The 25,895-nt window shown below is 66.2% G+C and carries 26 protein-coding genes and 1 tRNA gene; 9 read left to right on the top strand and 18 right to left on the bottom strand.

What is annotated here, in order from left to right:
- Window positions 1-37: 37 nt before the first annotated feature.
- From pheS to CFB49_RS07360, 10 genes are all read right to left on the bottom strand, one after another.
- Window positions 38-1,051 (bottom strand): phenylalanine--tRNA ligase subunit alpha, encoded by a 1,014-nt coding sequence (gene pheS / locus CFB49_RS07410; RefSeq protein ID WP_006486107.1) that lies wholly within the window; start codon window positions 1,049-1,051, stop codon window positions 38-40.
- Between the two features lie 149 nt (window positions 1,052-1,200).
- Window positions 1,201-1,560: a 50S ribosomal protein L20 gene (rplT, locus tag CFB49_RS07405; RefSeq protein WP_004192938.1), complete on the bottom strand. Its 360-nt coding sequence runs from the start codon at window positions 1,558-1,560 to the stop codon at window positions 1,201-1,203.
- Between the two features lie 30 nt (window positions 1,561-1,590).
- The gene (gene rpmI / locus CFB49_RS07400) at window positions 1,591-1,788 is read right to left on the bottom strand and encodes a 50S ribosomal protein L35 (protein WP_004191477.1); all 198 of its coding nucleotides are present in this window, start codon (window positions 1,786-1,788) and stop codon (window positions 1,591-1,593) included.
- Between the two features lie 190 nt (window positions 1,789-1,978).
- Window positions 1,979-2,503, bottom strand: a complete 525-nt coding sequence (infC, locus tag CFB49_RS07395) for a translation initiation factor IF-3 (RefSeq protein ID WP_071734130.1) — start codon at window positions 2,501-2,503, stop codon at window positions 1,979-1,981.
- Between the two features lie 49 nt (window positions 2,504-2,552).
- Window positions 2,553-4,460, bottom strand: coding sequence for a threonine--tRNA ligase (thrS, locus tag CFB49_RS07390; protein ID WP_069621354.1), 1,908 nt, complete (start codon window positions 4,458-4,460; stop codon window positions 2,553-2,555).
- A gap of 271 nt (window positions 4,461-4,731) precedes the next feature.
- Window positions 4,732-4,808: transfer RNA gene (locus CFB49_RS07380), tRNA-Val, on the bottom strand.
- A gap of 84 nt (window positions 4,809-4,892) precedes the next feature.
- Entirely contained in the window at window positions 4,893-7,127 is a 2,235-nt protein-coding gene (locus CFB49_RS07375) for a RelA/SpoT family protein (RefSeq protein WP_069621353.1), read from the bottom strand.
- Window positions 7,128-7,166: 39 nt separating this feature from the next.
- Window positions 7,167-7,520 carry a RidA family protein gene (locus CFB49_RS07370; RefSeq protein WP_069621352.1) on the bottom strand — a complete coding sequence of 118 codons (354 nt, stop codon included), beginning with the start codon at window positions 7,518-7,520 and terminating at the stop codon, window positions 7,167-7,169.
- A gap of 78 nt (window positions 7,521-7,598) precedes the next feature.
- A complete protein-coding gene (locus tag CFB49_RS07365) occupies window positions 7,599-8,495 on the bottom strand; it encodes an alpha/beta fold hydrolase (protein ID WP_069621351.1) in 897 nt (298 codons plus the stop codon).
- 123 nt (window positions 8,496-8,618) lie between these two features.
- On the bottom strand, window positions 8,619-9,527 hold the full coding sequence (locus CFB49_RS07360) for a LysR family transcriptional regulator (RefSeq protein WP_089490999.1): 909 nt from the start codon (window positions 9,525-9,527) through the stop codon (window positions 8,619-8,621).
- 134 nt (window positions 9,528-9,661) lie between these two features.
- Between CFB49_RS07360 and CFB49_RS07355 the strand changes: the two genes are divergently transcribed.
- The 3 genes from CFB49_RS07355 to CFB49_RS07345 are packed head-to-tail and all read left to right on the top strand — an operon-like array spanning window position 9,662 to window position 11,999.
- Window positions 9,662-10,219 carry an ester cyclase gene (locus tag CFB49_RS07355; protein ID WP_089434927.1) on the top strand — a complete coding sequence of 186 codons (558 nt, stop codon included), beginning with the start codon at window positions 9,662-9,664 and terminating at the stop codon, window positions 10,217-10,219.
- Window positions 10,220-10,230: 11 nt separating this feature from the next.
- Window positions 10,231-11,247: a polysaccharide deacetylase family protein gene (locus CFB49_RS07350; protein WP_089490998.1), complete on the top strand. Its 1,017-nt coding sequence runs from the start codon at window positions 10,231-10,233 to the stop codon at window positions 11,245-11,247.
- A gap of 38 nt (window positions 11,248-11,285) precedes the next feature.
- The gene (locus CFB49_RS07345) at window positions 11,286-11,999 is read left to right on the top strand and encodes an SDR family oxidoreductase (RefSeq protein ID WP_089490997.1); all 714 of its coding nucleotides are present in this window, start codon (window positions 11,286-11,288) and stop codon (window positions 11,997-11,999) included.
- A 76-nt stretch (window positions 12,000-12,075) separates the two neighbouring features.
- Here the strand turns inward: CFB49_RS07345 and CFB49_RS07340 are convergent, their stop codons facing one another.
- Together CFB49_RS07340 and CFB49_RS07335 are read right to left on the bottom strand one after the other, a co-directional pair.
- On the bottom strand, window positions 12,076-12,717 hold the full coding sequence (locus tag CFB49_RS07340; protein ID WP_069621346.1) for a CoA transferase subunit B: 642 nt from the start codon (window positions 12,715-12,717) through the stop codon (window positions 12,076-12,078).
- Window position 12,718: 1 nt separating this feature from the next.
- Window positions 12,719-13,423 (bottom strand): CoA transferase subunit A, encoded by a 705-nt coding sequence (locus tag CFB49_RS07335; protein WP_069621345.1) that lies wholly within the window; start codon window positions 13,421-13,423, stop codon window positions 12,719-12,721.
- 215 nt (window positions 13,424-13,638) lie between these two features.
- On the opposite strand from CFB49_RS07335, the gene CFB49_RS07330 reads away from it, so the two are divergent.
- On the top strand, window positions 13,639-14,184 hold the full coding sequence (locus CFB49_RS07330; RefSeq protein WP_069621344.1) for a LuxR C-terminal-related transcriptional regulator: 546 nt from the start codon (window positions 13,639-13,641) through the stop codon (window positions 14,182-14,184).
- Window positions 14,185-14,302: 118 nt separating this feature from the next.
- Here the strand turns inward: CFB49_RS07330 and CFB49_RS07325 are convergent, their stop codons facing one another.
- Both CFB49_RS07325 and CFB49_RS07320 read right to left on the bottom strand, forming a co-directional pair.
- Complete coding sequence (locus tag CFB49_RS07325) at window positions 14,303-14,743, bottom strand: acyl-CoA thioesterase (RefSeq protein WP_089434924.1); 441 nt, start codon at window positions 14,741-14,743, stop codon at window positions 14,303-14,305.
- Between the two features lie 32 nt (window positions 14,744-14,775).
- Entirely contained in the window at window positions 14,776-15,558 is a 783-nt protein-coding gene (locus tag CFB49_RS07320; RefSeq protein ID WP_050012456.1) for an SDR family oxidoreductase, read from the bottom strand.
- Between the two features lie 177 nt (window positions 15,559-15,735).
- On the opposite strand from CFB49_RS07320, the gene CFB49_RS07315 reads away from it, so the two are divergent.
- Entirely contained in the window at window positions 15,736-17,409 is a 1,674-nt protein-coding gene (locus CFB49_RS07315; RefSeq protein ID WP_089490996.1) for an electron transfer flavoprotein-ubiquinone oxidoreductase, read from the top strand.
- A 144-nt stretch (window positions 17,410-17,553) separates the two neighbouring features.
- On the opposite strand, the gene aroC is transcribed toward CFB49_RS07315, so the two are convergent.
- The 3 genes from aroC to CFB49_RS07300 all read right to left on the bottom strand — a co-directional run bounded on the left by aroC (window position 17,554) and on the right by CFB49_RS07300 (window position 21,476).
- On the bottom strand, window positions 17,554-18,654 hold the full coding sequence (aroC, locus tag CFB49_RS07310) for a chorismate synthase (RefSeq protein ID WP_069621341.1): 1,101 nt from the start codon (window positions 18,652-18,654) through the stop codon (window positions 17,554-17,556).
- Between the two features lie 292 nt (window positions 18,655-18,946).
- Window positions 18,947-20,881 (bottom strand): MFS transporter, encoded by a 1,935-nt coding sequence (locus tag CFB49_RS07305; RefSeq protein WP_069621340.1) that lies wholly within the window; start codon window positions 20,879-20,881, stop codon window positions 18,947-18,949.
- 139 nt (window positions 20,882-21,020) lie between these two features.
- Window positions 21,021-21,476, bottom strand: coding sequence for a CBS domain-containing protein (locus CFB49_RS07300; RefSeq protein ID WP_006488504.1), 456 nt, complete (start codon window positions 21,474-21,476; stop codon window positions 21,021-21,023).
- 156 nt (window positions 21,477-21,632) lie between these two features.
- Here CFB49_RS07300 and CFB49_RS07295 point away from each other — a divergent pair, with 156 nt between their 5' ends.
- Window positions 21,633-21,950, top strand: a complete 318-nt coding sequence (locus CFB49_RS07295; RefSeq protein ID WP_089490995.1) for an Mpo1-like protein — start codon at window positions 21,633-21,635, stop codon at window positions 21,948-21,950.
- Between the two features lie 18 nt (window positions 21,951-21,968).
- On the opposite strand, the gene CFB49_RS07290 is transcribed toward CFB49_RS07295, so the two are convergent.
- Entirely contained in the window at window positions 21,969-23,297 is a 1,329-nt protein-coding gene (locus tag CFB49_RS07290) for a YihY family inner membrane protein (RefSeq protein WP_069621338.1), read from the bottom strand.
- Between the two features lie 145 nt (window positions 23,298-23,442).
- On the opposite strand from CFB49_RS07290, the gene wrbA reads away from it, so the two are divergent.
- From wrbA to CFB49_RS07275, 3 genes are read left to right on the top strand one after another with little or no spacing between them, the layout of a single operon-like run.
- Complete coding sequence (gene wrbA / locus CFB49_RS07285) at window positions 23,443-24,063, top strand: NAD(P)H:quinone oxidoreductase (RefSeq protein WP_069621337.1); 621 nt, start codon at window positions 23,443-23,445, stop codon at window positions 24,061-24,063.
- Window positions 24,060-24,452, top strand: coding sequence for a DUF2069 domain-containing protein (locus CFB49_RS07280; RefSeq protein WP_069621336.1), 393 nt, complete (start codon window positions 24,060-24,062; stop codon window positions 24,450-24,452). The genes wrbA and CFB49_RS07280 overlap by 4 nt, the downstream gene beginning before the upstream one ends.
- Window positions 24,453-24,470: 18 nt before the next feature.
- Window positions 24,471-25,892, top strand: a complete 1,422-nt coding sequence (locus tag CFB49_RS07275; protein ID WP_089434920.1) for an FAD-binding oxidoreductase — start codon at window positions 24,471-24,473, stop codon at window positions 25,890-25,892.
- Window positions 25,893-25,895 lie beyond the last annotated feature (3 nt).

Here is a 25,895-nt window from a genome sequence, read left to right as displayed (position 1 = left end):
GGGCGTGCGCGGGCACAGGTCGGCGCGGCGAGCGGCGTTATGCGAACTGGCGCAGGAAACGCAGGTCGTTCTCGAAGAACAGCCGCAGATCCTGGACGCCGTAGCGCAGCATCGTCAGGCGCTCGAGGCCGCTGCCGAACGCGAAACCGATGTAGCGCTCGGGGTCGAGGCCCATGTTGCGGATCACGGTCGGATGCACCTGCCCCGAGCCGGAAATTTCGAGCCACTTGCCGGCGTTCTTGCCTTGCTCGAACATCATGTCGATCTCGGCCGACGGTTCCGTGAACGGGAAATACGACGGACGGAAGCGCACGAGGATGTCGTCGCGCTCGAAGAATTTTTTCAGGAAGTCGGTATAGACGCCCTTGAGGTCGGCGAAGCTGATGTTTTCGTCGATCCACAGCCCCTCGACCTGATTGAACATCGGCGAGTGGGTCGCATCGCTGTCGACGCGATACGTGCGGCCCGGCGCGATCACCTTGATCGGCGGACGGTTCATGCGCGCATAACGCACCTGCATCGGGCTCGTGTGCGTGCGCAGCAGCAGCTGCCGGCCGTCGGCGTCCTTGCCTTCGACGTAGAAGGTGTCCTGCATCGAACGCGCCGGATGGTTCTCCGGGCTGTTCAGCGACGTGAAGTTGTACCAGTCGGTCTCGATTTCGGGGCCGTCGGCCACGTCGAAACCGATCGAGCCGAAAATCTGTTCGACACGCTCCCACGTGCGCATCACCGGGTGCAGGCTGCCTGCACCGGCGCCACGGCCCGGCAACGTCACGTCGATCGCTTCGGCGGTGAGGCGCTGATTCAGCAGCGCGTCGGCCAGGGCCTGGCGACGGGCGGTGAGCGCGGCTTCGACCTGCTGCTTCGCGACGTTGATGCGTGCGCCTTCGGTCTTGCGTGCTTCGGGATCGAGCTTGCCGAGGCCCTTCAGCAACTCGGTCAGCGCACCCGATTTGCCGAGAAATCGCGCTTTCTCGTTTTCGAGCGTGGTGATGTCGGCAGCCTGTTCGAAGGACTGCTGCGCGTCGGCGACAATCTGGTCCAGATCCATAGATCCCATCATTTCCAACGTCATTCGGTCTTGGCGAGCGAAATGGCCTCGCCAAACAAAAAAGGGGCTCGGAAGAGCCCCGTTTTCGCTGCAGCGGCCGAGACTACCGGAACCTCGCTGCAACTAACCACGCAGTGCTAATTTCGCAATTAGGCTGCAACGGCGGCTTTCACCTGCTTGACGATCGCAGCAAAAGCAGCCTTGTCGAACACCGCCATGTCGGCCAGCACCTTACGGTCGAGTTCGATCGACGCCTTCTTCAGGCCGTTGATGAACACGCTGTAGGTCATGTCGTGCTGGCGAACTGCCGCGTTGATACGCGTGATCCACAGTGCGCGGAACACACGCTTCTTGTTGCGGCGATCGCGGTACGCGTACTGACCAGCGCGCATCACCGCCTGCTTGGCGATGCGGTAGACGTTATTGCGGCGGCCGCGATAACCCTTGGCCAGGTTGATGATCTTCTTGTGGCGGGCCCGTGCGGTTACCCCACGTTTGACTCGAGGCATGTTTCTCTCCTTGGAGTATCAGTTGAGGGGTTACGCGAACGGGAGCATCGCGCGGACGGAGTTCAGATCGGAATCATGAACTGCCGTTGCGCCGCGCAGATGGCGCTTGTTCTTCGTGGTTTTCTTGGTCAGGATGTGACGCTTGAAGGCTTGACCGCGCTTGACGGTACCGCCCGGACGCACCACGAAGCGCTTTGCAGCGCTCTTCTTGGTCTTCATCTTAGGCATGACGAACAACTCCAGTTTATTAGATGGCGATGGGTGTGCGGTTGGCTTGCGCCCTTGACCCGCCCTTCGAAACCCAGTCCACTTGTGTACGGCGCACCGCTTGCGCAGCCGCCGTCATCGTTGGCGCGCCGCCCTGACCGGGCAACGCGCCGAACCACTGTCGAACCTGCGCGCGACGCGCGCGGGCCCGTTACTTCTTTTTCTTCGGCGAGAGCACCATGATCATCTGGCGCCCTTCCATCTTCGGCATCTGCTCGACCTGGCCGACTTCCTCGAGATCCGTGCGCAGACGCTCCAGCATCCGCATACCGATTTCCTGGTGAGCCATTTCGCGGCCGCGGAAACGCAACGTGATCTTCGTCTTGTCGCCCTCTTCGAGGAAGCGCACGAGATTGCGGAGCTTGACGTTGTAATCCCCGTCATCGGTACCCGGGCGGAACTTGACTTCCTTGACCTGGATGACCTTCTGCTTCAGCTTCGCTTCGTGCTGCTTCTTCGATTCCTGGTACTTGAACTTGCCGTAATCCATCAGACGGCAAACCGGCGGCACCGCTTGCGGCGCGATTTCCACCAGGTCAACATCCAGTTCTTCCGATTTACGGAAAGCGTCAGCGAGTTTTACGATACCGAGCGGTTCGTTCTCGATCCCGACCAGGCGCACTTCCGGCGCAGTGATTTCACCGTTGATGCGGTGCGACGACTTATCAGTAGCGATGTTACGTTTCCTCTAAAAATTAAAAAAACGAGCCGCGCTGCCAGGGCGGTTACTTGAACGAGCGCAGGTCTTCCTGCAGACGCTCAACGAAGGCTTCGACCGGCATTACGCCAAGGTCGACGCCGCCACGGGCACGCACGGCTACCGTTTGCGCATCACGCTCCTTATCGCCCACGACGAGGAGATAAGGCACCTTTTCCAGCGTGTGCTCGCGTATTTTATAGCTAATCTTCTCGTTGCGCAAATCGGCCGCCACTCTAACCCCTTGTTTTTGCAACGATTGGGTCAGAGCCTGCGCATATTCGGCTTGACTTTCGGCGATATTGAGCACAATTGCCTGGTACGGCGCGAGCCAGACCGGCATTGCACCAGCGTGGTGCTCGATCAAAATGCCGAGGAAACGCTCCATCGAACCGACGATCGCACGGTGCAGCATCACCGGCCGGCGGCGGCTGTTGTCTTCCGCCACGTACTCGGCGCCGAGGCGCTCCGGCAGCACCATGTCGAGCTGCAGCGTGCCGCACTGCCACGAGCGGCCGAGCGCGTCCTTGATGTGGTACTCGATCTTCGGGCCGTAGAACGCACCCTCGCCCGGCAACTCTTCCCACGTGAGGCCGCAGGCGGTCAGCGCATCGCGCAGGCCCTGCTCGGCGCGATCCCACGTCTCGTCCGTACCGGCACGCTGATCGGGACGCAGCGACAGCTTGATGTCGATGTGATCGAAACCGAAATCCTTGTACACGCTCATGGCCAGCGTGTTGAACGCGATCGATTCCGAGATGAACTGGTCTTCCGTACAGAAGATGTGCGCATCGTCCTGCACGAAGCCGCGCACGCGCATCAGGCCGTGCAGCGCGCCCGACGCCTCGTTGCGGTGGCACGAGCCGAATTCCGCGTAACGCAGCGGCAGGTCGCGGTACGAGCGCAGGCCGTGCTTGAACACCTGGACGTGGCCCGGGCAGTTCATCGGCTTGATCGCGTAGTCGCGCTTCTCCGACTCCGTCGTGAACATGTTCTCGCGATAGTTCTGCCAGTGGCCCGACGCTTCCCACAGCGACCGGTCCATGATCATCGGCGTCTTGATCTCGAGATAGCCGGCGTCGTTCACGCGGCGGCGCATGTACTGCTCGACCTGCTGCCACAGCGCCCAGCCCTTCGGATGCCAGAACACCATGCCCGGCGACTCTTCCTGCATGTGGAACAGGTCGAGCTGCTTGCCGAGCTTGCGGTGGTCGCGCTTTTCCGCTTCCTCGAGCATGTGCAGGTACTGGTCCTGGTCTTCCTTCTTCGTCCAGGCCGTCCCGTAGATGCGCTGCAGCTGCTCGTTCTTCGAGTCGCCGCGCCAGTACGCGCCCGCGACCTTCATCAGCTTGAAGACCTTCAGCTTGCCGGTGGACGGCACGTGCGGGCCGCGGCACAGATCGGTGAAGCCGCCGTGCGAGTACAGCTTGATTTCGTCGCTTTGCGGAATCGATTCGATGATCTCGGCCTTGTACTTCTCGCCGATGCTGCGGAAGTAACCGGCCGCCTCGTCGCGCGACACGACACGGCGCGTAACCGGCTCGTCCTTCTTCGCGAGTTCCTGCATGCGCTTTTCGATCTTTTCCAGATCTTCCGGCGTAAACGGGCGGTTGTACGAGAAGTCGTAATAGAAACCGTTGTCGATCACCGGGCCGATCGTCACCTGCGCGTCCGGATACAGCTCCTTCACCGCATACGCGAGCAAGTGGGCGGTCGAGTGGCGGATGATGTCGAGGCCGTCGGCATCCTTGTCCGTGACGATCGCGAGCGACGCGTCGCGGTCGATCACCGTCGACGTATCCACGAGCTCGCCATCGAGCTTGCCACCCAGCGCAGCCTTCGCCAAGCCGGGACCGATCGAGGCCGCAACCTCGGCAACTGTCACCGGATGCTCGTATTGTCGAACTGAGCCGTCAGGCAAGCGTATCGAAACCATAGCACTCTCCGTGATGCCGACAGTGGGCGGCAGACCAGGTACGCGAGATCAAACTCTCGCGTGAAAATTTCGCGACAAAAAAAATGCGGCCCCGCTTTCGAGGGGCCGCATTCGATACTTCACTCAAACTGAAAGGGCGAAAACGTTCCTCGACTAGCGTCGCTCCGAAGTGGTTTCGGTCAACGTTCGCGGTGTCATAACCGTATTCGCCTTGTTCGCGTTGAGTTGTGTACTGCATCGAACACCCGGAGGCCGGGCATTCTCAATTCGTTGGTAGGCTCGATTGGATTCGAACCAACGACCCCCACCATGTCAAGGTGGTGCTCTAACCAACTGAGCTACGAGCCTAGAGAAGCTAAGATTATATGGGGCGGCCACCAGCTTGGCAAGTGTTTTATGCGGTCGCAGCAAGCCCACGCGGATCCAACCCCATCAGGATTTTCGCCCTGCCCGCACGACGCCCTGCACCTCGCCGAGCAGCGTGCACGCGCGCTGCACCTGCGCCGAATTCGATACCTCGACCGTGAACTGCATGAAGGCCGCATTGCGGCGGCTTTGCGTCTTCACGCCCACGACGTTGATCTTTTCGCGCGCGAATACTTCGGAGATATCGCGCAGCAGCCCTTGCCGGTCGCTTGCCTCGATCATCAGGTCGACCGGATAGACGGATGCGCCGCGCCCGCCCAGCACATCGGCCGACCAGGTCGTCTGCAGTACGCGTTCCGGCGCGCGCTCGACCATCCGGCGAAACGTCGGGCAGTCGCTGCGGTGGATCGACATCCCCTTGCCGCGCGTGACGAAACCGCTGATCGGATCGGGCGGCGCCGGCCGGCAGCAGCGCGCCAGTTGCGTCAGCAGCGCGTCGACGCCCACCACCAGCACACCGGTCGACGCGCCGTGCGCGACGCTCGCGCCGCTGCTGCGCTTCTCGAAATCGGCCGGGGCCTCGGGCGCCGGTTCCGGCGGCGGCGCATCGGACAGCGCGTGCTCGACGTTGCGCAGGCTGAATTCTTCCTTGCCGACGACCGAGAACAGCTCCTCGGGCGACTTGAAGCCGAGCTTCGCGGCGAGGTTGTCCAGGCTGACCGACGTCTTGCCCTCGCGCTGCAACGTCTTTTCGACGAGCGCGCGGCCGTGCGCGATGTTTTCTTCCTGCTCGATCGAGTTGAACCATGCGCGCACCTTCTGCCGCGCGCGCGGACTCTTCAGGTAACCGAGCTGCAGATTGAGCCAGTCGCGCGACGGCCCGCCCTCCTTCACCGCGACGATCTCGACCGTCTGACCGTTCGCGAGCGGCGTGTTCAGCGGCACCATTACGCCGTCGACGCGCGCGCCGCGGCAGCGATGGCCGAGCTCGCTGTGCAGGTGGTACGCGAAATCGACCGGCGTCGCGCCCTGCGGCAGCGCGATCACGCGCGCCTGCGGCGTCAGCACGTAGATGTGGTCGTCGTCGAGCGACGTCTCGCGCAGTTGCGCCCACGCCTGGTCGCCCGACACCTCGGTGCCGTCCTCGACGTCGTCCTTCCACGCGAGCAACTGACGCAGCCACGCGATCTTCTCGTCGTACTTGTCGCTCGCCGAGAACTGGCCGCCATAGCCACGCGCGCCGGCCTCCTTGTAGCGCCAGTGCGCGGCGACGCCGTACTCGGCGAAACGATGCATCTCCTGCGTGCGGATCTGCACTTCGAACGCGCGGCCGTCGTCGCCGATCACGACCGTATGCAGCGACTTGTAGCCGTTCGGCTTCGGCCGCGAGATGTAGTCGTCGAACTCCTTCGGCACCGGCTGCCACAGGTGATGCACGATGCCGAGCACCGCGTAGCAATCCTTGATGTCGGGCACGATCACGCGAAACGCGCGCACGTCGTACAGCTCGGAAAAATCGAGCTCCTTGCCGCGCATCTTGCGCCAGATGCTGTAGATATGCTTCGGCCGGCCGCTGACGTCGGCCTGGATGTGCGCTTGCGCGAGCTCGTGCTGCAGCCGCGCGATCGCCTGCGTGACGTACGCCTCTCGCTCGATGCGCTTCTCGTCGAGCAGCTTCGCGATCCGCTTGTAGGTGACGGGATCCTCGAAGCGGAACGCGAGATCCTCGAGCTCCCACTTCAGTTGCCAGATACCGAGACGGTTCGCGAGCGGCGCATAGATCTCGAGCGTCTCGCGCGCGACGTCGGGCGGCGGATCGAGCTTCGCGGCCGCGTAGTAGCGCAGCGACTGCAACCGCGACGCGAGCCGGATCAGCACCACGCGGATGTCCTGTGCGAACGCGAGCAGCATCTTGCGCAGCGCTTCGATCTGCGTACGCCGCTCTTCCGCCGCGTCGCGCCCGGAGTCGGGCCTCGCATTCTGCGCGGCGCGCAGGCTGACGGTGCCGAGCCGCAGCAGCTTGCGCACGTCGGCCACGAGCCGCGCGACTTCGTCGCCGAAACGCTCGGTCAGCTCGCGCTCGGGGTCGCTCAGGTGCGGCGTCAGCACGAACAGCGCGGCGGCCTGCATCGCGGACGGATCGACGTTCAGCGTGCGCATGATCGCCGCCGTGCCGGCCGAGTGATCGGCGAGCAGCTCGCCCGACGACAGGCGCGCGTCGCCGGCCCGCTCGCGCACGAACGCGAGCACGTCGTCGAACGACGGCGCCGCGACGGGAGAAGCGGAAACGGATTCGGTCATTGCACGGCCTGCCGGAATACGGTCATCGTCGGCTGACGCTCAGCTCCGCTGCGCGGCGACAACCACGATCTCGACGAGCAGCGCCGGATCCGCGAGCTTCGCCTCGACAGTCGCGCGCGGCGGCGTGTTGCCTTCCGCAACCCATGCATCCCACTCCGCATTCATGCCTTCGAAGTTCGCGAGATCCGAGATGTAGATCTGCACCGACAGCAGATGCGCCTTGTCGCTGTTCGCTTCGGCGAGCAGGCGGTCGATGTGGCCGAGCACTTCGCGCGTCTGGCCGCGAATGTCCTGCGTGGTGTCTTCGGCGATCTGGCCCGCCAGATACACGGTACCGTTGTGGATCGCGGTTTCGGAGAGACGGGCCCCGACGTGGTGACGAATGACTGCCATGAAATGTTCCGGTCGTGATGGGTAGGGATTCGGCGGCGGCACGGCCCGCGTGCCGCCGAACCGCATATTATGACGCGTTTATGCGTCGCCTTCGACGAAAAACCGCCGCGCGAGCGCAATCTGGTCCGCGCTGACGAACGCCGGCGCGTGCCCCGCACCCGGAATCTCGACCTGCGTCACATGCCGGCCGCGACGAACCATTTCGGCCGCCGTCTCGCGCGACAGCAGGTCGGACGTCTCGCCGCGCACGACGAGCAGCGTCGCGTCCGTCGTCTCGATCGCACGCCACAGCGCGGCCTCGCCGAGCGCGGCCAGTTCGGGCGTCGTCGCCTTGAACGGCTCGGCGATGCGCGGATCGTAGCGCATCGTCCAGCCACCTTCGGGCAGTTCGTGCAGCAGCGGCCCGTTGATCTCGCGCCACTCGTCGGCGCTCAGCGCACCGAACGGCAGCGACAGCGAAGTCAGATAGTCGATCCCCTCCTGCTCGGTCGCGAAGCGCGGCTGCACGCCGAGGTATTCGCCGATGCGCGTCAGCGAATCGGGTTCGATGCGCGGGCCGACGTCGTTGACGATCATCCGGCGCAACGGCGAACCGGGCAGCCCGGCGAGCGCCATGCCGATCAGGCCGCCCATCGACGTGCCGAACCAGTCGACCGATTCGACGTCGAGCCGCGCAATCAGCGTCACCATGTCGGCCACGTATTGCGGAATCGCATAGAGCCGCGGATCGGCCAGCCGGTCCGACCGGCCACGCCCCGCGACATCGGGGCAGACGACGCGATACGTATCGGACAGCGCAGCGGCAAGCCGGTCGAAATCGCGGCCGGAGCGGGTCAGGCCGTGCACGCAGACGAGCACGCGCGAATTCGCGGGGTCGCCCCACTCGGTATAGGCGACGTGGTGAAGGCCGGCCGTGCTTGCACACTGCACGCGCCGCTGGCGGGGAACCAGGGGATTCGCTGGGGTCGTTGGCATCGTTGGCATCCTGTCGAACGGGGGGCGACGCGCGGGGCAACGCTTGCGACGCCCGATGCAAACGATTGTAAACCGCTTCGGAATGACGGGTCGGCACGCGCCGGCCCGCCACCCGGGACGGGTTCAGTCGTGGCGGCGCCACGCGTGACGCCACTGCTCGCGCAGGAAATCGACGAACGTCCGCACGCGCAACGGCACGTGACGGCCGCCGGGATAGACGACATGCAGCGGCGCGGCGGACGCCGCGAAGGCCGGCAGCACGCGTACGAGCCGACCGGCGTCGAGATCGGCGCCGACGTCCCAGATCGACTTCAGCGCAATGCCCGCGCCCTCGAGCGCCAGCGTGCGCGCCGCGCCGCCGTCGTTGGTCAGCAGCGCGGCCGTCACCTCGACCGCCACGCCGCCTTGCACGCCGTCGAACCGCCATTCGGTCCGCGGCTGGTCGCCCATCACGATGCATCGATGCGCACGAAGCTCGGCCGGATGGGCCGGCGACCCGTGCGCCGCGAGATAGCCCGGCGACGCGCACAGCACGCGATGATTCGGCGCCAGCTCGCGCGCGATCATCGTCGAATCGGCAAGATTGCCGATCCGCACGGCGACGTCGATGTCGGACGCGAGCAGATCGACGACCGTATCGGTCAGCATCAGCTGCACGGTCAGTTGCGGATGTCGCTGCTGAAAGGCCGCTATAAGCGGCGCGATTCGCAGGCGGCCGAGTTCGCCGGGCGCCGTCACGCGCAGCACGCCGCTGACCGTGCCGCGGCGATCGCGCATCAGCGTTTCCGCATGCTCGACCTCGGCGAGGATGCGCAGCACCTGCGCGTGAAACTGCGCGCCGTCGTCGGTGAGCGTTTGCTGCCGCGTCGTCCGGTGCAGCAGGCGCACGCCGAGCCGCGACTCGAGATGCGCGAGCCGCTTGCTGACGACGGACAACGACAGGTCGAGCTCGCGCGCCGCCGCCGACAGGCTGCCGGCCGACACGATCCGCGCAAAGGTATCGAGCGCCGGAAAATCGTCGATCAGCGTCATGGCGCCTGCCTCACCCCAACCTTTCCTTTTTTCGAATAATCCATTCGCCTTTTGCCCGTATTTACATGCAAAACAGAAACCTACCATACCTGTTCCGCGTCGTCGCCTGACGCTTTCACAGGACTCTCGAAACCATGTCGATCCGCCTTCGTTCGGCCACCCGCCCCGTCGCGCATGCATTCGCGACAGCCGCTTGCGTCGTCGCGCTCTGGCCCGCCGCCGCCCATGCCGCCGATCTCGTCGAGCCGCACGCCCTGACCGTCGCGGCAGGCTTGCCGGCCGCGCAGGCCCGCGCGCAAGTTCTGGCCGCGCGCCGCTACGGCAGCTTCTGGAATACCGGCGACCCCGCGCTCGCCCGCGCGGCGCTCGCCGACGACTTCACCGACCGCACGCTGCCGCCCGGCCGCGAACAGGGCCTACCGGGACCGCTCGCGGCCTCCGGCACGATGCGCGGCGCGATCCCGGATCTGCGCTGCGACATCGAACAGATGATCGTCGCCGGCGACCGGGTCGTCGTGCACCTGCATTTCCGCGGGCATTTCACCGGTACGTTCAACGGAACGGCCGGGCGCGGACAGGCGATCGACTTCATCGCGACCGATATCTATCGGATCGACCACGGCCGGATCGCGGAAAACTGGCACATCGAGGACAACCTGACGCTGATGCGCCAGCTCGGGCTCGTCGGTTGACGGAGGGGACGATGACTCACGATAACGACACTTCCGCGACGCCTTCGCCGCGCCGCAGGTTCCTGGCCCGGGCCGGCGCCGGGCTCGCGGCCGGCGTCGCGCTGGCCGCAGGCACGTCCCTGCCGGCCACCGCCGCGCCGACGCCGTCACCGGCGCCCGCGACGCCGGGCGCCGCGCCGTTCTGGCCGGACGGCGCGCGGCTCGTGATCTCGATCTCGATGCAGTTCGAGGCGGGCGGCCAACCGCCCACGGACGCGGACAGCCCGTTTCCGGCCGTCGCGTTCCCGCCGTCGGTGCCGGTCGATCTCGCATCGGCCACCTGGTTTGCATACGGCTACCGGGAAGGCATTCCGCGCCTGCTCGATCTGTGGGACCGGCACGGCGTGAAAGTGACGTCGCACATGATCGGGGAAGCCGCGCGCCGGCACCCCGAACTGGCCCGCGAGATCGTGTCGCGCGGCCACGAAGCCGCCGCGCACGGCCCGACGTGGCGCGCGCAATTCGCGATGAGCCGCGACGACGAGCGCCGCTTCCTGACCGAAGCGCGCGACATGGTCGAAGCGGTGACCGGCCAGCGCCCGACCGGCTACAACTGCAACTGGCTGCGGCGCGGACCGCATACGTTGCCGCTGCTGCAGGAACTCGGCTACATGTATCACATCGACGACGTCAGTCGCGACGAACCGTTCATCGAGACCGTCGGCGGTCGCGATTTCGCGGTGGTTCCGTACACGCTGCGCAACAACGACATCCTGCTGATCGAAGGCCGCAACTACTCGCCGACGATGTTCGTCGAGCAGATCAAGCTCGATTTCGACCAGTTGTACGCGGAAGCCGGACAGCGGCGCAGACTGATGTCGATCAGCGCGCACGACCGGATCAGCGGCACGCCGCAGATGGTCCGCGCGTGGGACGCCTTCCTGCACTACGCTCGATCACACCCCGGGGTCGCTTTCATGCGCAAGGACGACATCGCGCGCTTCGCGCTGCACAGCCCGTCGACGCTGCGCGAGACCGAAACCATCTGACCGGATTCCGCTCAACTCATCACCCAGGAGAGACTTTCATGAATGATCCGCTCCACGGAAAGCACGTACTCGTCGTCGGCGGAAGCTCCGGCATCGGCGCCGCCACCGCGACGGCATTCGCGCGGCGCGGCGCGCATCTGACGATCGCGTCGCGCGACCCGGCCAGGTTCGACATCGACGCCATAGCGGGCGCGCAGGTGCGGACCGAAGCGCTCGACATTACCGATACGGCGGCCGTCGATGCGTTCTGCGCACGCGCCGGCCAGTTCGACCACGTCGTGATTTCAGCCGCGAAGACGGCCACGGGCCCGGTCCGGGCGCTGCCGCTCGCCGACGCGCAGGCAGCGATGGACAGCAAGTTCTGGGGCGCCTATCGCATCGCCCGCGCAATCGATATCGCGCCAGGCGGCTCGCTGACGTTCGTGTCGGGCTACCTCAGCGTGCGGCCGAGCGCGTCGTCGGTGCTGCAAGGCGCGATCAACGCGGCGCTCGAGGCCCTCGCCCGCGGGCTGGCGCTCGAACTGGCGCCGGTCCGCGTGAATACCGTGTCGCCGGGCCTGATCGCGACGCCGCTGTGGGACAAGCTCGCCCCCGACGCACGCGACGCGATGTACGCCGGCGCCGCCCAGCGGCTTCCGGCGCGCAGGGTCGGCCAGCCGGAGGATGTCGCGAATGCGATCCTGTATCTGGCGGCCACGCCTTATGCAACCGGCTCGACGGTACTGATCGACGGCGGCGGCGCGATTGCGTGACGCGTGCGCGCGTGACAAAACGCCCCGCGTTCCGTCGGGAACGCGGGGCGTCGAGGATCACGCACCAGGGTAATGCTCAGGCCACGGCGCTGACGTCGAGCGGTGCGCCCGTCTTCGCCTGGATCTCGTCGACGCTCACGCCGTCGGCGAGTTCGAGCACCTTCAACCCGGACGGCGTCACTTCGATCACGCCGAGATCGGTGATGATCAGGTCGACCACCCCGACACCCGTGAGCGGCAGGTTGCATTCGTCGAGGATCTTGTGCTGATCGCCCTTCGCGACGTGCTCCATCAGTACGACGACGCGCTTCACGCCCGCGACGAGGTCCATCGCGCCGCCCATCCCCTTGATCATCTTGCCGGGGATCATCCAGTTCGCGAGGTCGCCCTGCTTGCTGACCTGCATCGCGCCGAGGATCGCCAGGTTGATGTGGCCGCCGCGGATCATCGCGAACGAATCGGCCGACGAAAAGATCGACGAACCGGGCAGCGTCGTGACGGTCTGCTTGCCGGCGTTGATCAGATCGGCGTCGACTTCGTCTTCGGTCGGCGACGGGCCGATGCCGAGCAGGCCGTTCTCCGACTGCAGCCACACCTCGACGCCTTCCGGCACGTGGTTCGCGACGAGCGTCGGCAGGCCGATGCCGAGGTTCACGTAGAAGCCGTCCTGCAGTTCCTTCGCCGCGCGCGCGGCCATCTGGTCACGATTCCAGGCCATGTCAGTCTCCTTTCGCGCGTACGACGCGTTGTTCGATGCGTTTTTCCGGCGTCGCGTTCAGCACGATGCGCTGCACGAAGATCCCCGGCGTATGAACCTGATCCGGATCGAGCGCGCCGTTCTCGACGATCTCCTCGACCTCCACCACGGTGATCTTGCCGGCCATCGCGCACATCGGGTTGAAGTTGCGCGCGGTGCGGCGATAGATCAGGTTGCCGGACTTGTCGGCCTTCCACGCCTTCACGAGCGCGACGTCCGCCGTCAGCGACGGCTCGAGCACGTAATGGCGATCGCCGAACTGGCGCGTTTCCTTGCCTTCCGCGATCACCGTGCCGTAGCCGGTATTCGTGAAGAACGCGGGGATGCCCGCGCCGCCCGCGCGCAGCTTCTCGGCGAGCGTGCCCTGCGGCGTGAATTCGAGTTCGAGTTCGCCGGCCAGGTACTGGCGCTCGAACTCCTTGTTCTCGCCGACGTACGACGAGATCATCTTCTTGATCTGGCGCGTTTCCAGCAGCAGGCCGAGGCCGAAACCGTCGACGCCCGCGTTGTTGCTGATGCAGGTGATGCCCTTGACGCCCGAATCGCGCAACGCCGCGATCAGCGCCTCGGGAATGCCGCACAGGCCGAAGCCGCCCACCGCGAAGGTCTGCCCGTCGCGGACGATCCCCTCCAGAGCGGCAGCCGCGCTTGGATAGACTTTGTTCATCAGTTGTCCCTTCCTCTATGGAAACCAGCAAAACCGGTTCACGCGCCACGTGGCGCAAGCCCGCCGCATCATTCTATGCATGCGCGGCGATGCCTGCGTCGAGGCACGCTTTTTATGTCGCGACGAACGCCGCGAGATGCCTGAAAGGGTACGATGCGGCGCGGATACGGCACAATACGCAAAAATACATAAGCATTTCCCTCCGCCCCCGCGCCATGCCCGATCTCGATTACCAGACCGCCTTCCACCTCGCGCCGCTCGGCCTCGTGCTGTCGCGCGACCGCGTGGTCGAGGACTGCAACGACGCGCTCGCGTCGATCTTCCGCTGCGCGCGGGCCGACCTGATCGGAAAATCGTATGCGGTGCTCTACCCGTCCACGGACGAATTCCAGCGAATCGGCGAGCGCATCGCACGCGTGATGGTCGCGAACGGCGTCTACTCGGATGACAGAATCATGAAGCGCGCGGACGGCGAACTGTTCTGGTGCCACGTGACGGGCCGCGCGCTCGACCGCACCGCGCCGCTCGCGGCCGGCATCTGGACCTTCGAGGATCTGAGCGCGACGCGCCGCGTCGCGGTCGAGCTGACCCCGCGTGAACGCGAGATCGCCGCGCAGCTCGCGACCGGCAAGACCAGCAAGCAGATCGGGCGCGTGCTCGACATCAGCTCGCGCACGGTCGATATCTATCGCGCGCGACTGATGCGCAAATACGGGACGAACAATACGCCGGAGCTGCTGCAGCGCCTGCTCGGGCAGTGAACGCGCAGCGGATGGTGGCGCGCGAATGACGATCGGCCGCACGTGGCGGCCAATTGACGGAAACGACGGGCACGGCGCGCCACCGACGACCCGATGCGCGGCGTGCCGATATACGCGCTCAGCCGACTTTCGTCGCCAGCGCGTGCTCGATCGTGTCGCGCAGCAGCGGCGGCAGCGGCACCGACTTGCCGAGCGCGTAATCGACCCACACGCAGCGCGCGTTGCCGCGTGCATAGACATGCTGCGGATCGTCCGCGCGCGTGAGCTCGAACCCGGTGTCGAAGCTGCTTCGGCCGGGCTTCGCGGCCGACATCCTCGCGATCACGTCGCCCGGATAGTGCAGCTGCTTGAGGAACTCCATCGACGCAGTGACGATGACGGGCCCCTGCCCCTCGCCGTTGCCGCCCGCAATGCCAAGCTGCTCGAACCACGAGATTCGCGCCTGCTCCATGTAGCGGAAATAGACCGTGTTGTTCACATGGCCGAATGCGTCCATGTCGCCCCAGCGGATCGGCATCGACATCTCAAAAACGGGGGAGTAATCGCTCGTTGCGCTCATTGCTGTCTTCTTTGTTGCGAAATGTCATCCGCTCAGGCAAGGCCGAAGCCGTCGTCCGCGGAGATGATCGAGCCATTGATGAACTGCGACTCGTCGGCCGCGAGCAGCAACAACAGCCCGTCGAGATCCTGCGGCTTGCCGACGCGCCGGCGCGGCAGTATCGACTGCAGCTTCTGGCCCTGTTCGGTTTCCCACAGGTAATGATTGATTTCGGTATCGATATAGCCCGGACAGATCGCATTCACGTTGATCCCGTGGCGGCCCCATTCCAGCGCCATCGCGCGCGTCATCTGCACGACCGCGGCCTTGCTCATCGCGTACAACCCGATCTGCGGGAACACGCGCAGCCCGGCCACCGACGCGATGTTGATGATCCGGCACGGCGGCTTGCCGTTGCCGCCGCCGTTCGCGCGCATGATCATCCGCTTCGCGACTTCCTGCGCGACGAAAAATGCGCCGCGCGTGTTCGTATCGAACACGAACTCGAAATCCGCCGGCGTCACGTCGACGAGCTTCTGCATCGTCGACACGCCCGAATTGTTCACGAGGATGTCGATCGTGCCGGCTTCCGTCTCCGCATGCGCGACGGCCGCCTTGATGCTCTGGACGTCCGTCACGTCGAGCGACACGACGTGCGCGGCGCCGCCCGCCGCCTCGATCTCCGCGCGCAGCTCCTTCAGACGCTCGACGCGGCGGCTCGCGAGCACGACCTTCGCGCCGGCCTGCGACAGCACCTGCGCAAAACGCTGCCCGAGGCCGCTCGACGCGCCCGTGACCAGCGCAACCTTGCCTTCCAGATTGATCGATCGACCCATTGCCCATCCCCTTTCGATATCGTTGCGCCAGCCCGGGCGGCACAGTCCGGGCGGCATTACCCTAGCACAAAAATAGAACGATCGTGCTAATCTACCTGCATGCTGTTGCGGCAAGCGTTTCGTTTCGCAGACAATACGCTCCCGAATAAAAGCATTCTAACGGTTAGAGGAACGCCAATGACCCCCGCAAGCCTCATCGAGCAATACGGCCCGCGCGAATCGATGGAATACGACGTCGTGATCGTCGGCGGCGGCCCCGCCGGGCTGTCGGCGGCGATCCGGCTCAAGCAACTGGCCGCCGAGAAAGGCACCGAGATCGGCGTGTGCGTGCTCGAGAAGGGTTCCGAGATCGGCGCGCACATCCTGTCGGGCGCGGTGATGGACCCGCGCGCGATCACCGAGCTGTTTCCCGACTGGAAGGAGCGCGGCGCGCCGCTCGATGTCGAGGTGAGCGAAGACCGCTTCCTGTTCCTGTCCGAGAAGAGCGCGGTGACCACGCCGAACTGGGCGCTGCCGGACAACTTCAAGAATCACGGCAACTACGTGATTTCGCTGGGCAACGTGACCCGCTGGCTCGGCCAGCAGGCCGAGGCGCTCGGCGTGGAAATCTTCCCCGGCTTCCCGGCCGCGGAGATTCTCTACAACGACGACGGCTCCGTGAAAGGCGTCGCCACCGGCAACATGGGCGTGGGCAAGGACGGCGAGCCGACCGAGAACTTCCAGCTCGGCATGGAACTGCACGCGAAGTACACGCTGTTCGCCGAAGGCTGCCGCGGCCATCTGGGGCGGCAACTGATCGCGAAGTACAAGCTCGACGCGAACGCCGATCCGCAGGCGTACGGGATCGGCATCAAGGAACTGTGGGAAATCGATCCCGCGAAGCACAAGCCGGGCCTGGTGATCCACACGGCCGGCTGGCCGCTGAAGCCGGATACGTACGGCGGCTCGTTCCTGTATCACATGGACAACAACCAGGTCGTGGTCGGCTTCGTGGTGGGCCTCGGCTACACGAACCCGTACCTGTCGCCGTTCGAGGAATTCCAGCGCTACAAGACGCACCCGTCGATCCGCGCGTTCCTCGAAGGCGGCAAGCGCGTGTCGTACGGCGCGCGCGCGATCACGGCCGGCGGCCTGCTGTCGCTGCCGAAGACGGTGTTCCCGGGCGGCGCGCTGATCGGCGACGACGCGGGTTTCCTGAACGCGTCGCGGATCAAGGGCAGCCATGCGGCGATCAAGACCGGCATGCTGGCGGCCGACGCCGCGTTCGACGCGGTGCAGGCCGGCCGCCAGTCGGACGAGCTGAACGCGTACCCCGATGCGTTCAAGCAATCGTGGCTGTACACGGAGCTGTACCGCGCGCGCAACTTCAAGCAGTGGATGGCGAAGGGCCTGTACCTGGGCACGCTGATGGTTGGGCTGGAGCAGAAGGTGATGGGCGGCAACGTGCCGTGGACGCTGCATCACCAGCATGCGGACCACGAGATGCTGAAGCCGGCGTCGCAGTGCGAGCCGATCGCGTATCCGAAGCCGGACGGCAAGCTGACGTTCGACCGGCTGTCGTCGGTGTTCATCTCGAATACGAACCATGAGGAGAACCAGCCGGCGCACCTGACGCTGAAGGATGCGAACGTGCCGGTGAACGTGAACCTGCGCACGTACGCGGGGCCGGAGGCGCGTTTCTGCCCGGCTGCGGTGTACGAGTTCGTGAAGAACGACGACGGCGGCGATCGGCTCGTGATCAACGCGCAGAACTGCGTGCACTGCAAGACCTGCGACATCAAGGACCCGACGCAGAACATCGTGTGGGTCACGCCCGAAGGCGGCGGCGGGCCGAATTACCCGAACATGTAAGCTGCCGGAACGCGCCGCCGCGAGCGGCGCGTTTTTTTTGTCGCGGCACACCACCGCCGCAAACAAAACGGGGCGCTGCATCACGCAGCGCCCCGTTTGCATTCATCGTTCGACGGCCGACGCGACGCGCCCCGCCCGCTTCTGTCAGGTCGCGCTGCCGGCGATCTTCGGCGTGGCGGTCTCGACGTCGCCGCACTGCGCGCGATGGCGCAGCGCATGGTCGATCAGCACCAGCGCGAGCATCGATTCGGCGATCGGCGTCGCGCGAATGCCGACGCACGGATCGTGGCGACCGAAGGTTTCCACCGTCGCCTCTTCACCGGACTTCGTGATCGAGCGGCGCGGCGTGCGGATGCTCGACGTCGGCTTGATCGCGATCGACACGGTGATGTCCTGCCCCGTCGAAATCCCGCCGAGCACGCCGCCCGCGTGGTTGCCGACGAAGCCGGCCGGCGTCAGTTCGTCGCCGTGCACCGAGCCGCGCTGCGCGACGCTGTCGAAGCCCGCGCCGATCTCGACGCCCTTCACCGCGTTGATGCTCATCATCGCCTTCGCGATATCGGCATCGAGCCGGTCGAACACCGGTTCGCCCCAGCCGACCGGCACGCCCGACGCGACGACGTCGATGCGCGCGCCGATCGAATCGCCGTCCTTGCGCAACGCATCCATGTACGCCTCGAGTTCCGGCACGACGGCCGCGTTCGGCGAGAAGAACGGGTTCTCGTGCACGTACGACCAGTCGACGAACGGCACGTCGATGTCGCCGAGGCCGCTCATGTAGCCGCGCACCTCGACCCCGAAGCGCTCGCGCAGCCACTTCTTCGCGACCGCGCCCGCGCCGACGATCGGCGCGGTGAGACGCGCGGACGAGCGGCCGCCGCCGCGGTAGTCGCGGATGCCGTATTTCTGCCAGTAGGTGTAGTCGGCGTGGCCGGGACGAAACGTCTCGACGATGTTGCCGTAGTCCTTGCTGCGCTGGTCGGTGTTGCGGATCAGCAGCGCGATCGGCGTGCCGGTCGTCACGCCTTCGAACACGCCCGACAGGATCTCGACCTCGTCGGCCTCCTGCCGTTGCGTCACGTGCCGCGACGTGCCGGGCTTGCGGCGATCGAGCTCGATCTGGATGTCGGCTTCGGTCAGCCCCATCCCCGGCGGGCAGCCGTCGATCACGCAGCCGATCGCGGGACCGTGCGATTCGCCGAAGGTCGTGACAGTGAAAAGCGTGCCGAGGGTATTGCCGGACATGATGGAACCGCCCAAAGAGAAATGGTCAAACCGATGCGCTGCCGGAGCCGCAGGCAGGTCGATCGTTTGCCGGTCGAGAAAGAGGTAAACCGCTATTATGCCAGCGGTCCCGGGGCCTGCGGGCCGGGTGAACCGTTCAGACCACACGGGCCGGCCGCGGATAAGGGCGGATGCGACGCAGGTGTGGCGACCGCAGGCCGTCGGCGTTGCGCTGGAGACCCGCCGAGCCGGGCCGCCATCCCGGCCAGGTGCGCGAATCGATCATCCCGCGCCGGAGCCGACGCCCGCCCGCCTACTTCCGCGCGCCGCGCAGCTCGGTCACCGCCGCCTGCAGCACCTCGGGCGTCGCCACCGACGCCGGAATCGGCTCACCGACCGCCAGCGTCAGCCGGCTCATCACGCCGCGCTTGATCGGGCGCGGCATCCGCGCATCGGTATGCCGCGAAAAATAGCTGCCCCACAGCCCGCGCAACGCCATCGGGATCACCGGCGCCGGCGTGCGGTTCAGGATCTCGGTGATGCCGTGATGGAACGTGTTGATGTCCCCGGTCTTCGTCAGCTTGCCCTCGGGGAAGATGCACACGAGTTCGCCGTCCTTCAGCGCGGCCTCGCACAGGTCGTACGCACGCGCGAGCATCGCGGGATCCTCGTGGCGCGGCGCGATCGGAATCGCCTTCGCATGCCGGAATACCCAGCTCGCGAAACGCGTCTTGAAGATCCGGTGATCCATCACGAAACGGATCGGACGCGGGCTCGCGGCGGCCAGCACGAGCGCATCGACATAGCTGACGTGATTGCACACGAGTACTGCCGCCCCTTCGGCCGGAATCCGCTCCGCGTGCACGAGGCGGATCCGATAGAACGTATGCACGAGCACCCACGCGACGAAGCGCAGCAGGAACTCGGGCACGAGCAGGTAGATATACGTCGCGACCACGACGTTCAACAGCGCGGTGACGAGGAACAGCCCCGGGATGTCGACGCCGGCCTTGGTCAACCCCATCGCCATCACGGCCGACAGGATCATGAACAGCGCGTTCAGGATGTTGTTCGCGGCGATGATCCGCGCGCGGTGCGTCGGCGCGCTGCGGCTCTGGATCAGCGCATACAGCGGCACGCTGTAGAAGCCGCCGAACATCGCGAGCAGGAACAGGTCGGCCAGGATGCGCCAGTGGCGCGCACCGGCGAGGAATTCGCCGACCGACAGCAGATGGCCGGGGGACGGCAGCGCGTGGCTCGCGAAATACAGCTCGATCGCGAACACGCTGATGCCGATCGAGCCGAGCGGCACGAGGCCGATCTCGACGCGCCGCTGCGACAGGCGCTCGCACAGCAGCGAACCGAGGCCGATGCCGACCGAGAACGTCGCGAGCAGGATCGTGACGACGTCGGGGCTCGCGGACAGCACGTCCTTCGCGAAATTGAAGAACGACGTGAGAAACGTCGCGCCGACGAACCACAGCCACGAGATGCCGAGCAGGCTCAGGAACACCGTGCGGTTCTGGCGCGCGAGCCCGAGGTTGCGCCAGGTCTCGCTGACCGGGTTCCAGTTGATCACGAGGTCGGGCTGCGGCGCGGGCGTGGGCGGCACGCGCTGCGCGACGAGCCGCCCGGCCAGCGCGATGACGACGACGCTCACCGCGAGCACGCGCTCGCCGCTGCCTTCGATGCCGGCCGCCGCGCCGCCGATGATCGTGCCGATCAGGATCGCGATGAACGTGCCCATCTCGACGAGCCCGTTGCCGCCGACCAGCTCATGTTCGCCGAGATGCTGCGGCAGGTACGAATACTTGACGGGCCCGAACAGCGTCGAGTGCATCCCCATCATGAACGTGCACAGATACAGCAGCGTCGCGCTGTGCGTGACGAAGCCGGCCGCGCCGACCAGCATCAGCACGATCTCGAACGATTTCACGAAACGCGTGAGAGTCGCCTTGTCGTATTTGTCGGCGATCTGGCCCGAGGTGGCCGAGAACAGCACGAACGGCAGGATGAAGATCGCGGAAATCAGGAACGCGGCCGTCTTCGCATCGACGCCGGAGAACCGCGCGGTGTGATACGTGACGAGCGACGTGAAACCGATCTTGAAGACGTTGTCGTTCAGCGCGCCGAGGAACTGGGTCGTGAAGAACGGCGCGAAGCGGCGCTCGCGCAGCAGGTCGAACTGGGATGCGTGCGCGTGCCGTTCGCCGCGCCGTTCGGAAGTGGCTTGCGTGTGATCGCTCATTCGGAATACGCGCGCATCGTCTGGGCAATGCTGCGCGGGCCTTGTATGGTTGTTGAAAAAACGGCGGCGCAGGACATGCCTGCGCCGCCGCGTGCCGGATGGCGGCGCCCATGCACCGACGTGCCGGGCGCGGCGCGATTCACGGCTTGTGCGCTTCGGCTTCCGATTCCGGCCAGTCGCGAATGTACGCCTTCAGCATCCGGTTCTCGAAGCTCTGTGCCTCGACGACCGTCTTCGCGACGTCGTAGAACGAAATGACGCCCATCAGCACCTTCTTGTCGAGCACCGGCATGTAGCGTGCGTGGCGCTCGAGCATCATCCGGCGCACCTCGTTGACGTCCGTTTCCGGCGTGCACGTGAGCGGCTCGTCCATCACCTTGCGCACCTGCACGTCGCCGATCGCGCCGCCGTTCACGTGCAGACGCAGGATGATCTCGCGAAACGTCAGCATCCCGACGAGATCGCCGTACTCCATCACGACGAGCGAACCGATGTCGTGCTCGGCCATCGTATCGACCGCTTCGCGCAGCGGCTTATCGGGCGTCACCGTAAACAGCGTGTTGCCCTTCACTTTCAGAATATCGCTGACGCGCATCGTAGTCCCCTCATGCTTGAATGCAAATCTCTTTCGATCCTATCGGAAAGCCTGTCAAAAGGAAAGCACGGGCCGGCGCAGCGGCCCGCCGGCGCTTGCGGACGCGGGCCGCCGGCCGCACAATGACCGCATGAACAGCGGCCCGAGGAGACGGCCATGGCGCATACGCATACGGAGCAATTCGCCAGCTTCGCTGACTTCTACCCGTATTACCTGAACGAGCACCAGAACCTGACGTCGCGGCGGCTGCACTTCATCGGCTCGCTCGGCGTGATCGGATGTGTCGCGATGGCGGTCGCGACCGGGCACTGGCTGTGGCTGCCGGCGGCGATCGTCTGCGGCTACGCGTTCGCGTGGGTCGGCCACTTCTTCTTCGAGAAGAACCGCCCGGCCACGTTCCGGCACCCGATATACAGCCTGATGGGCGACTGGGTGATGTTCAAGGACATCTGCATCGGCAAGATCCCGCTGTAGCCCGCCGGCCCCCTGCCGTCAGGCGGGCCGCGGCGGCCTCGCGTGCGGATCGGCCGCACCCGGCGCCTGGCCGGTGCTGCCGGCCGGCTGCCCACCCGCGAGCCGGTGCGCGGCGATCAGCGACGCGAGCGTCACGTCGAACCGGTCGCTCGACAGCACGTCGAGCAGCGCCGCACCCTCGACGTGGCTGCGGCGCCGCTCCAGCTGATAGGTCAGCTCCGTGCGGTCGATCACCAGCACGTCGAACAGTTGCGCGAGCGTCAGCTGCTCCGGGTTCGCGAGCAGGATATAGCGCGGCGTGATCTCGTCGCCGCCGTCGAGCCGCGCGACCCATTCCCGCTCCTCCATCGTCGTCAGCAACCGCTGCGCGGTTTCCATGTCGCAGCGCAGCATCGTCGCGAGCCGCAGCGCCGTATAGCCGCGCTTGCCGGCCGCGCGCGCCTCCGCCAGCCGCGCGAGCAGTTCGAGCGCGTCGAGCAGGTCGCTGCCCGGATAGTGGATCCGATGGAACTGGCCGACGCGGATCGCCGGCAGCGCCGACGCGACCATCGCGCCGAGCAGCGCGATGAACCAGCTCAAATACACCCACAGCAGGAACACCGGCAATGCCGCGAACGCGCCATAGACGGCCGTATAGGTCGGAATGCGCCGCACGTAATAGCCGAAGCCGCGCTTCGCGAGTTCGAACGCGATGGCCGCGAACAGCCCGCCGATCACCGCGTCGCGCCATGCGACCGCGCAGTTCGGCAGGTACACGTACAGCAGCGTGAACGCGAGCACCGTCAGCGGCAGCGACGCAAGCGCGAGCAGCCACTCGACGATCGATGTCGACGCGCCCGCGCCGGTGAACGCGAGCGATTGCGTGAACAGGTACGACGAAATCGACAGGCTCACGCCGAACAGCAACGGCCCGAGCGTGATCAGCGCCCAGTACGCGAGCACGCGCTGCGCGAACGGCCGCGGCTTGCGCACGCGCCAGATCAGGTTGAACGCCGATTCGATCGTCATCATGGTCATCACCGACGTGACGACGAGCACGATCAGGCCGGCCGTCGTCAGCCCCTTGGCCTTCGACGCGAACTGGTTCAGGTACTTGAAGATCTGGATGTTGAACTGCGCGGGCATCAGGTGATCCGCGAGGAATCCTTGCAGCGAGATCTGGAACGACGCGAACATCGGGAACGCGGTGAACAGCGCGAACGCGACCGTCAGCAGCGGCACGAGCGCCAGCATCGTCGTGAAGGTCAGGCTCCCCGCCACCTGCGGGATGCGGTCCTCGGCGCTGCGCCGGGCCGCGAACTGCGCGAGGCGCTTGATGGTGTCGAGATCGACGCTCAACTTCGGCAAACGGCTTCTCCTTCTCGAGGCTGCGCGCGTCACGGCGCGCCGCCGCCGCGCTGCGCGACGGCTTCAGCCCCTATAATAGCCGCTCGATTCCAGCAGGGGCCGACTGCACCGGGCACGCGCGCGGCCGCACGCGGCTCCGTCGCCCATGAAAGACATTCTCGTCCTCTATTACAGCCGTCACGGCGCCACGCGCGATCTCGCGCTCGCGATCGCGAACGGCATCGACAGCGTGCCGGGCATGCAGGCCCGCATCCGCACCGTGCCGCCCGTGTCGGCCGTCTGCGAAGCCACCGCCTCCGACATCCCGGCCGACGGCCCGCCGTACGCGGAGCTGCGCGATCTCGAGGAATGCGCGGGCCTCGCGCTCGGCTCGCCCACCCGCTTCGGCAACATGGCCGCATCGCTCAAGTATTTCCTCGACGGCACGACGCCGCAATGGCTGTCGGGCGCGCTGACCGGCAAGCCCGCGAGCGTGTTCACGTCGACCGGCAGCCTCCACGGCGGCCAAGAGTCGACGCTGCTGTCGATGATGCTGCCGCTGCTGCATCACGGGATGATGATCGTCGGGATCCCGTACACCGAATCCGCCCTCAGCACGACGCGTACCGGCGGCACGCCTTACGGCGCGTCGCACGTCGCGCAGCACGACCGCGCGGCGCCCGGCGGACTGTCGGCGGACGAGAAGGCGCTCGCGGCCGCGCTCGGCGTACGGCTCGCGCGCGCCGCCGCGGCCCTTTCCGCTGCCCAGGCCGCCGAGGCCGCATGAACGCCCCTGCCCGCCCCGCCGTCGCGGCCCGGCCGCGCTACGCGCTGGCCGCCGCCGCGTGTCTCGTCGCACTGATCGCGCTGTCGCTCGCATGGGAGCTGTGGCTCGCGCCGCTGCGCCCCGGCGGCTCCGCGCTGATGCTCAAGGCCGTGCCGCTCGCGCTCGCGCTGCCCGGCGTGTGGCGGCGTAACATCTATACGATGCAGTGGGCGAGCATGCTGATCCTCGTCTATCTTGCCGAAGGCATCGTGCGCGGGATGTCCGATCGCGGGCTGTCCGCGACGCTCGGCTGGTGCGAGACCGCGCTTGCCGTCGGCTTCTTCGTGACGGCGCTGGCTTACGTCGCGCCGTTCAAGCGCGCGGCGAAAAAACCGCGCGCCACGTCCTGACCCTTACGCGACAAGGTGATGATGTCCTCCGAAGCTTTCGTTTCCGCGTGCCGCGACGCGATCGGCGCCGACCATGTGCTGACCGACCCGCACGATACCGAACCATTCCTGACCGACTGGCGGCGCCGCTACAAGGGCACGGCGTGCGCGGTGCTGAGGCCCGCGAACACGGCCGAAGTCGCCGCGCTGGTGAAGCTCGCCAACGCGCACGGCGTCGCGCTCGTGCCACAGGGCGGCAACACGGGCCTCGCCGGCGGTGCGACGCCCGACGGGAGCGGCAGCCAGGCCGTGCTGAGCGTCGCGCGCCTGAACCGTGTGCGGGCGCTCGATCCGCACAACAACACGATCACCGTCGAAGCCGGCGTGATCCTCGCCGACGTGCAGGCGCGCGCCCGCGAAGGCGGCCGGCTGTTCGCGCTGAGCCTCGCGGCCGAAGGCAGCTGCACGATCGGCGGCAACCTGTCGACGAATGCGGGCGGCACCGCGGTGCTGCGCTACGGCAACGCGCGCGAGCTGTGCCTCGGGCTCGAGGTCGTGACGCCGCAGGGCGAGATCTGGGACGGGCTGCGCGGCCTGCGCAAGGACAACACCGGCTACGACCTGCGCGACCTGTTCATCGGCGCCGAAGGCACGCTCGGGATCATCACCGCAGCCGTGATGAAGCTCCATCCGCTGCCGGCCGCGCAGGTCACGGCGCTGGCCGCGCTCGAATCGCCGCACGCGGCGCTCGATTTCCTCGCGCTCGCGCAGCGCGCGGCCGGGCCGCTGTTGACCGGCTTCGAGCTGATGTCGGATTTCTGCATGCAGCTGGTCGGCAAGCACTACCCGCAACTGCGTTACCCGTTCGCGCAGACGCATGCGCAAACGGTGCTGCTCGAGCTGTCCGACAACGAAAGCGAAGCGCATGCGCGCGCGCTGTTCGAGAAGCTGATGGAAGAAGCGTTCGAGGCCGGGCTCGTGGTCGACGCGGTGGTCGCGGAGAACCTCGCGCAATCGCGTGCGTTCTGGGACCTGCGCGAGCACATCCCGCTCGCGCAGGCCGACGAAGGGCTCAACATCAAGCACGACATCGCGGTGCCGATCTCGTCGATCGCCCGTTTCATCGACGAGACCGACGCGGCGATCCAGCAGGCCGCGCCGGGCGCGCGCATGGTCACGTTCGGCCACCTCGGCGACGGCAACCTGCACTACAACGTGCAGATGCCCGAAGGCGGCGATCCGAAGGCGTTCCTCGCGGCGTTCCAGGCGCCGATCAACCGGATCGTCTACGACAACGTGCACCGCCACCACGGCACCATCAGCGCAGAGCATGGCATCGGCCAGCTGAAGATCGACGACGCGCAGCGCTACAAGTCGCCGGTCGAAACGACGCTGATGCGCACGCTGAAGACCGCGCTCGACCCGCGCGGCCTGATGAATCCCGGCAAGGTCCTGCGCTGAAGC

It is taken from the genome of Burkholderia sp. AU17457 (assembly GCF_002223255.1).
Lineage (GTDB): Bacteria > Pseudomonadota > Gammaproteobacteria > Burkholderiales > Burkholderiaceae > Burkholderia > Burkholderia sola.
The sequence above is the reverse complement of the archived record's forward strand: the minus strand, read 5'-3'. Positions and strand labels throughout refer to the sequence as shown.

What these genes read in the sequence shown, in the direction of transcription:
- wrbA (WP_069621337.1), top strand. Translation starts at nt 23,443, where the DNA reads ATGAAAGACATTCTCGTCCTCTATTACAGCCGTCACGGCGCCACGCGC.
- CFB49_RS07340 (WP_069621346.1), bottom strand. Translation starts at nt 12,717, where the DNA reads ATGGCCTGGAATCGTGACCAGATGGCCGCGCGCGCGGCGAAGGAACTG.
- CFB49_RS07350 (WP_089490998.1), top strand. Translation starts at nt 10,231, where the DNA reads ATGACTCACGATAACGACACTTCCGCGACGCCTTCGCCGCGCCGCAGG.
- CFB49_RS07370 (WP_069621352.1), bottom strand. Translation starts at nt 7,520, where the DNA reads ATGGCAGTCATTCGTCACCACGTCGGGGCCCGTCTCTCCGAAACCGCG.
- CFB49_RS07315 (WP_089490996.1), top strand. Translation starts at nt 15,736, where the DNA reads ATGACCCCCGCAAGCCTCATCGAGCAATACGGCCCGCGCGAATCGATG.
- pheS (WP_006486107.1), bottom strand. Translation starts at nt 1,051, where the DNA reads ATGGATCTGGACCAGATTGTCGCCGACGCGCAGCAGTCCTTCGAACAG.
- CFB49_RS07335 (WP_069621345.1), bottom strand. Translation starts at nt 13,423, where the DNA reads ATGAACAAAGTCTATCCAAGCGCGGCTGCCGCTCTGGAGGGGATCGTC.
- CFB49_RS07345 (WP_089490997.1), top strand. Translation starts at nt 11,286, where the DNA reads ATGAATGATCCGCTCCACGGAAAGCACGTACTCGTCGTCGGCGGAAGC.
- CFB49_RS07365 (WP_069621351.1), bottom strand. Translation starts at nt 8,495, where the DNA reads ATGCCAACGACCCCAGCGAATCCCCTGGTTCCCCGCCAGCGGCGCGTG.
- rpmI (WP_004191477.1), bottom strand. Translation starts at nt 1,788, where the DNA reads ATGCCTAAGATGAAGACCAAGAAGAGCGCTGCAAAGCGCTTCGTGGTG.
- CFB49_RS07280 (WP_069621336.1), top strand. Translation starts at nt 24,060, where the DNA reads ATGAACGCCCCTGCCCGCCCCGCCGTCGCGGCCCGGCCGCGCTACGCG.
- CFB49_RS07325 (WP_089434924.1), bottom strand. Translation starts at nt 14,743, where the DNA reads ATGAGCGCAACGAGCGATTACTCCCCCGTTTTTGAGATGTCGATGCCG.
- aroC (WP_069621341.1), bottom strand. Translation starts at nt 18,654, where the DNA reads ATGTCCGGCAATACCCTCGGCACGCTTTTCACTGTCACGACCTTCGGC.
- CFB49_RS07355 (WP_089434927.1), top strand. Translation starts at nt 9,662, where the DNA reads ATGTCGATCCGCCTTCGTTCGGCCACCCGCCCCGTCGCGCATGCATTC.
- CFB49_RS07375 (WP_069621353.1), bottom strand. Translation starts at nt 7,127, where the DNA reads ATGACCGAATCCGTTTCCGCTTCTCCCGTCGCGGCGCCGTCGTTCGAC.
- CFB49_RS07320 (WP_050012456.1), bottom strand. Translation starts at nt 15,558, where the DNA reads ATGGGTCGATCGATCAATCTGGAAGGCAAGGTTGCGCTGGTCACGGGC.
- CFB49_RS07360 (WP_089490999.1), bottom strand. Translation starts at nt 9,527, where the DNA reads ATGACGCTGATCGACGATTTTCCGGCGCTCGATACCTTTGCGCGGATC.
- CFB49_RS07300 (WP_006488504.1), bottom strand. Translation starts at nt 21,476, where the DNA reads ATGCGCGTCAGCGATATTCTGAAAGTGAAGGGCAACACGCTGTTTACG.
- CFB49_RS07275 (WP_089434920.1), top strand. Translation starts at nt 24,471, where the DNA reads ATGATGTCCTCCGAAGCTTTCGTTTCCGCGTGCCGCGACGCGATCGGC.
- CFB49_RS07305 (WP_069621340.1), bottom strand. Translation starts at nt 20,881, where the DNA reads ATGAGCGATCACACGCAAGCCACTTCCGAACGGCGCGGCGAACGGCAC.
- CFB49_RS07330 (WP_069621344.1), top strand. Translation starts at nt 13,639, where the DNA reads ATGCCCGATCTCGATTACCAGACCGCCTTCCACCTCGCGCCGCTCGGC.
- rplT (WP_004192938.1), bottom strand. Translation starts at nt 1,560, where the DNA reads ATGCCTCGAGTCAAACGTGGGGTAACCGCACGGGCCCGCCACAAGAAG.
- thrS (WP_069621354.1), bottom strand. Translation starts at nt 4,460, where the DNA reads ATGGTTTCGATACGCTTGCCTGACGGCTCAGTTCGACAATACGAGCAT.
- CFB49_RS07295 (WP_089490995.1), top strand. Translation starts at nt 21,633, where the DNA reads ATGGCGCATACGCATACGGAGCAATTCGCCAGCTTCGCTGACTTCTAC.